This window comes from Intestinibacillus massiliensis, from assembly GCF_900155735.1.
GTDB classification, from domain to species: domain Bacteria; phylum Bacillota; class Clostridia; order Oscillospirales; family Butyricicoccaceae; genus Intestinibacillus; species Intestinibacillus massiliensis.
The window spans coordinates 43,356-47,879 of sequence record NZ_LT707060.1; the positions used below are offsets into that span (position 1 = coordinate 43,356).

4 protein-coding genes are annotated in these 4,524 nt (G+C 63.1%); 3 read left to right on the plus strand and 1 reads right to left on the minus strand.

Going from position 1 to position 4,524, the window contains the following annotated elements:
* Window positions 1–233 precede the first annotated feature (233 nt).
* Window positions 234–1,001 (plus strand): peptidoglycan DD-metalloendopeptidase family protein, encoded by a 768-nt coding sequence (locus tag CZ203_RS11600; RefSeq protein ID WP_087066287.1) that lies wholly within the window; start codon window positions 234–236, stop codon window positions 999–1,001.
* A gap of 50 nt (window positions 1,002–1,051) precedes the next feature.
* Here the strand turns inward: CZ203_RS11600 and CZ203_RS11605 are convergent, their stop codons facing one another.
* Window positions 1,052–2,809 carry a putative bifunctional diguanylate cyclase/phosphodiesterase gene (locus CZ203_RS11605; RefSeq protein WP_143436205.1) on the minus strand — a complete coding sequence of 586 codons (1,758 nt, stop codon included), beginning with the start codon at window positions 2,807–2,809 and terminating at the stop codon, window positions 1,052–1,054.
* Between the two features lie 524 nt (window positions 2,810–3,333).
* On the opposite strand from CZ203_RS11605, the gene CZ203_RS11610 reads away from it, so the two are divergent.
* Window positions 3,334–3,840: a SpoIID/LytB domain-containing protein gene (locus CZ203_RS11610; RefSeq protein WP_159456497.1), complete on the plus strand. Its 507-nt coding sequence runs from the start codon at window positions 3,334–3,336 to the stop codon at window positions 3,838–3,840.
* Between the two features lie 56 nt (window positions 3,841–3,896).
* On the plus strand, window positions 3,897–4,524 hold a 628-nt coding region (locus CZ203_RS11615; protein WP_087066290.1), incomplete at its 3' end, for a peptidoglycan DD-metalloendopeptidase family protein.

The following is a 4,524-nucleotide window of genomic DNA, read 5'->3' on the forward strand; positions in this document are numbered from 1 at the left end:
AACTCCACGAATTTTACGCTGACGGCAACGGGCGACAGCATCACCTTCCATACGGTCGGCTATGGGCACGGCGTCGGCCTGTCGCAGTACGGCGCGAAATATATGGCCGAACACGGCAGCGGCTACCAGGACATCCTGACGCATTATTTTACCGGGGCAAAAATTACAAAAATTTGAGAGCCGCGGTATAGCGTGCACAAACCGGGGTAATACTAGCCTCGGAGGTGCTAAATATGCGAAAATTAGCAAGAAATCCGGCGGTGGATTTTTTTGAGGACAAGGGATTTTACATAATCCTGTTCCTTTGCGTCGCTGCAATCGGAATTTCGGGTTATGTACTGTTCTTCACACCCAAGGCCCCCTCGTCGGAGACCATCGATACGGCGGTTTACGAACCGGCCGTGCTCCCGGATGATTACGCCCCGGTGCTCGGCAACCAGGAGGATATCCCGGTTGAGGAGCCGGAGCCCACGGAGGACGCGCCGGAGGGGACCGCGCCCGTGCCGGACCAGCCGTCCGCTGCGGCGGAGGAAGGGGCGGCCGCGCCCACGGTCACCCAGCCCAGCGCCCCGGTCTTTGTGCGGCCGGTGGCGGGCGCGCTGGCCGTGCCGTATTCGGATCAGGACCTGGTCTACCAGCCGACCTTTGGCGATTGGCGCGCGCATCTGGGCGCGGACTATGCCGCCAAGCTCGGCGACCGCGTCTACGCGATCACCGACGGCACGGTGGAGGACGTCTATACGGACGCCCTGCAGGGGCAGTGCGTGTCGCTCCAGCACGCGGACGGCCTGAAAACCGTCTATATGGGGCTGGGGGATAAGGTGAAGGTCAAGAAGGGGCAGTCCGTCAAGGCGGGCGACGTGCTGGGCGTGGTGGACGACACCAACGCCGCGGAGAGCGCCCAGGAGCCCCACCTGCATGTGGAGGCCTACCGGGATGGCGAGCACATCGACCCGGAGAGCCTGCTGGCAGGCGGCAGCCCCACAGAGCCGCAGGAGTAATGTGGGATAAAGAAACGGCGCGTCCGGAAGGGCGCGCCGTTTTTGGCGTTTTATAGGGTATAGGATGCGTCCGGCCGGAATTCCCCGATCGGCACGGGGCGCGCGAACACATAGCCCTGCACCATGTCGCAGCCGATCTCGCGCAGGAAGGAGACCATTTCCGGCACCTCCACGCCCTCGGCCACCACGCGCATGCCGAGGATTTTGGCCATGGCGACGATGCTGGACACGATCGCGCGGTTGCGCTCGGCCGTCAGCCCGTTTTCAAAAAAGGCCATATCGAGTTTGAGCACGTCGACAAACAGGTCCTTGAGGACGTTCAGCGAGGAATAGCCCGAGCCGAAGTCGTCCATGCCGAGCAGGAAGCCCGTTTCGCGCAGCTGCGCCGCGACCTGGCCGATCTTCGTGATGTTCTCCACCATGACGGTCTCGGTGCATTCCAGCTCGAGCAGCCCCGCGGGCAGGCCGTACCGGTCGCGGATCTGCGTATACCGCTCGACAAAGTCCTCCTGGAACAGGCTGAGCCGGGAAACGTTGACCGCGATCTTGAAAAGCGGCTGCCCGGCGTCGCGCCGCGCGGCAAGGTAGGCGCACGCCTCCTGGAATACATAACGGTCGAGGTCGACGATAAAACCGTCCTGCTCAAAGAGCGGGATAAAGTCGCCCGGCGGGATCAGCCCCTCGCCCGGGCGCTGCCAGCGCACGAGCGCCTCCGCGCCGACCACGCGGCATCCCTGCTGGATATCGACCTGCGCCTGCAGGTACAGCACAAATTCGTGCGCGGCCAGCGCGTGTTCCATGTCGGCTTCCATGGACTTTTCCCGGATCACGCGGCCGCGCATCTCCTCGGAATAGAAGGCGATGCGGCTGCCGCCCAGGCCTTTGACGGTCTTTTGCGCCATGTTGGCGCGGTCGATCATGTCGTCGATGCCACGCACGTCGGCGGGGGATTTGATCCAGTACACGCCGCAGGCCATTTCCAGGCGGAATTTCTGGCTCTGCAGCTCTTCAAATTCGGCAAGCCGCCGCTCGATCGCATAAAAGCGCGCGGAAAGCGCGTCGCACCCGTCGCAGTGCAGCAACAGGACGAAGTTGTCCGCAGAGACCCGCGCGAACGCCTCGCCCTCGCCGCAGCCAGCCGCGAGCGTGTCCGCCCAGTATTGCAGGACATGGTCGCCGGTCTCGTAGCCGTAGATGTCGTTGATGTATTTGAAGTTCTTGAGGTCGCAGTACAGCAGGGCGTACGGCGAATCCAGCCCGTCCGCCAGGCGCGCCGCCACGGTCTCCTTAAAGCAGGGGAAGTTGGCGTAGCCCGTCAGGGAGTCGTATTCCGCGCGGTAGGCCAGGACGCGCTGCGCCGCCACGGCCTCGTGCACGTTGTTGATCGTCACGAGCACGCCGGTGAGCAGGCCGTCCCCATCCGTCAGGCGCGAGAGCATGACGCGGCACCAAAGATAGTGCCCATCCGTGCGCCGCAGGCGCAGGGTCAGCTCCGCGTCCTGGGCAAGCACGTTGCCATAAAGCGCGGAAACCTGCGGCCAATCCTCGGCGTGCACGTCGCACTCGCGGAACACGCATCCGACCGGATGGCCTTCCAGCGCGGCGGCAAAGGAAAACTGCTTGGCTTCCGGCGACAGGTACATGCGCCCTGTGCGGATGCACCATTCCGCGATCACGGTACGCGTCTGGCGGAGCAGGATGCGGCAGCGCGGGTCGTGCAGCAGGCAGCAGGAATCGCCGCCGTCGCCGAAAACCGGCATGGGGCGGGGCAACGCGCCGGCAGGGAGGTGGGTTTCAGGTGTTGACATATTGATCACCAAAAAAAGGATGGATTACAAAAAGGCGGGGAGTAGTTCCGCCTGCTTCCCATATTGTATCATGCACTATAAAAAAAGTACACGTTTTCACATAAAAAAATTTAATGGTTTGTAACCATCCGCCCATGCGGCGCAAGGTTATATGGGGTTATAGGCGGAAAACCGGCGGGAAACTACCCTTTTGCCGTTGCCGGACGAAGACGCTCGCCCCCTTTTGCAAGGCGGCGGGCGTCGGTGAGATTGTAACCATCGGGAAACTGGTGTGAACATCTATGCAGGTTATGCGCGTCCGCCGCGGGCGAGCACGCGATAAAACGCATCCGAAAGCCGGATATCCGCAGCGGGTAACAAAGAGACGTTATAGTGCGGAATGAGTTCACTTGCTGTAACCGGCGTGGGCGCGGGCAGCAGCCCGGCGAGGTAGGCGAGCTGGCCAAGCAGCGGCTCCGGCGAGCGGTAGGCTTCGCGCAGCGCGCCGAGGTCAAGGTCGCCGTCGCGTTNGCGAAATCCTGACCGTGGACGGCAAGCCGATCGTCGCGGTGTTCTCCGCGGCGGCGGGCCCCAAGACCGAGGCGGCCAAGGACGTCTGGGGCAGCGATATCCCCTACCTGCAGTCGGTCGTCAGCCCGGGCGGCGACGCGTGCCCGAAATACAACGCCGAGGTCACCGTGCCTGCGGGCGAATTCCGCGAAAAGGTCAAAAAGGCGTTCCCCACCGCGGACGTCTCGGGCGCGCCGGATACCTGGTTCAAAGCGTCCGAGCGTTCGGACGCGGGCGGCGTGCGCGCGGTAAAGCTCGGCGGCGTGCGCGTCGAGGGGACGGCGGTGCGCGAGCTGTTCGGCCTCAACTCCACGAATTTTACGCTGACGGCAACGGGCGACAGCATCACCTTCCATACGGTCGGCTATGGGCACGGCGTCGGCCTGTCGCAGTACGGCGCGAAATATATGGCCGAACACGGCAGCGGCTACCAGGACATCCTGACGCATTATTTTACCGGGGCAAAAATTACAAAAATTTGAGAGCCGCGGTATAGCGTGCACAAACCGGGGTAATACTAGCCTCGGAGGTGCTAAATATGCGAAAATTAGCAAGAAATCCGGCGGTGGATTTTTTTGAGGACAAGGGATTTTACATAATCCTGTTCCTTTGCGTCGCTGCAATCGGAATTTCGGGTTATGTACTGTTCTTCACACCCAAGGCCCCCTCGTCGGAGACCATCGATACGGCGGTTTACGAACCGGCCGTGCTCCCGGATGATTACGCCCCGGTGCTCGGCAACCAGGAGGATATCCCGGTTGAGGAGCCGGAGCCCACGGAGGACGCGCCGGAGGGGACCGCGCCCGTGCCGGACCAGCCGTCCGCTGCGGCGGAGGAAGGGGCGGCCGCGCCCACGGTCACCCAGCCCAGCGCCCCGGTCTTTGTGCGGCCGGTGGCGGGCGCGCTGGCCGTGCCGTATTCGGATCAGGACCTGGTCTACCAGCCGACCTTTGGCGATTGGCGCGCGCATCTGGGCGCGGACTATGCCGCCAAGCTCGGCGACCGCGTCTACGCGATCACCGACGGCACGGTGGAGGACGTCTATACGGACGCCCTGCAGGGGCAGTGCGTGTCGCTCCAGCACGCGGACGGCCTGAAAACCGTCTATATGGGGCTGGGGGATAAGGTGAAGGTCAAGAAGGGGCAGTCCGTCAAGGCGGGCGACG

Excerpts from the sequence above, each read along its gene's own strand:
- CZ203_RS11600 (WP_087066287.1), top strand. The coding sequence starts at position 234 with ATGCGAAAATTAGCAAGAAATCCGGCGGTGGATTTTTTTGAGGACAAG.
- CZ203_RS11605 (WP_143436205.1), bottom strand. The coding sequence starts at position 2,809 with ATGTCAACACCTGAAACCCACCTCCCTGCCGGCGCGTTGCCCCGCCCC.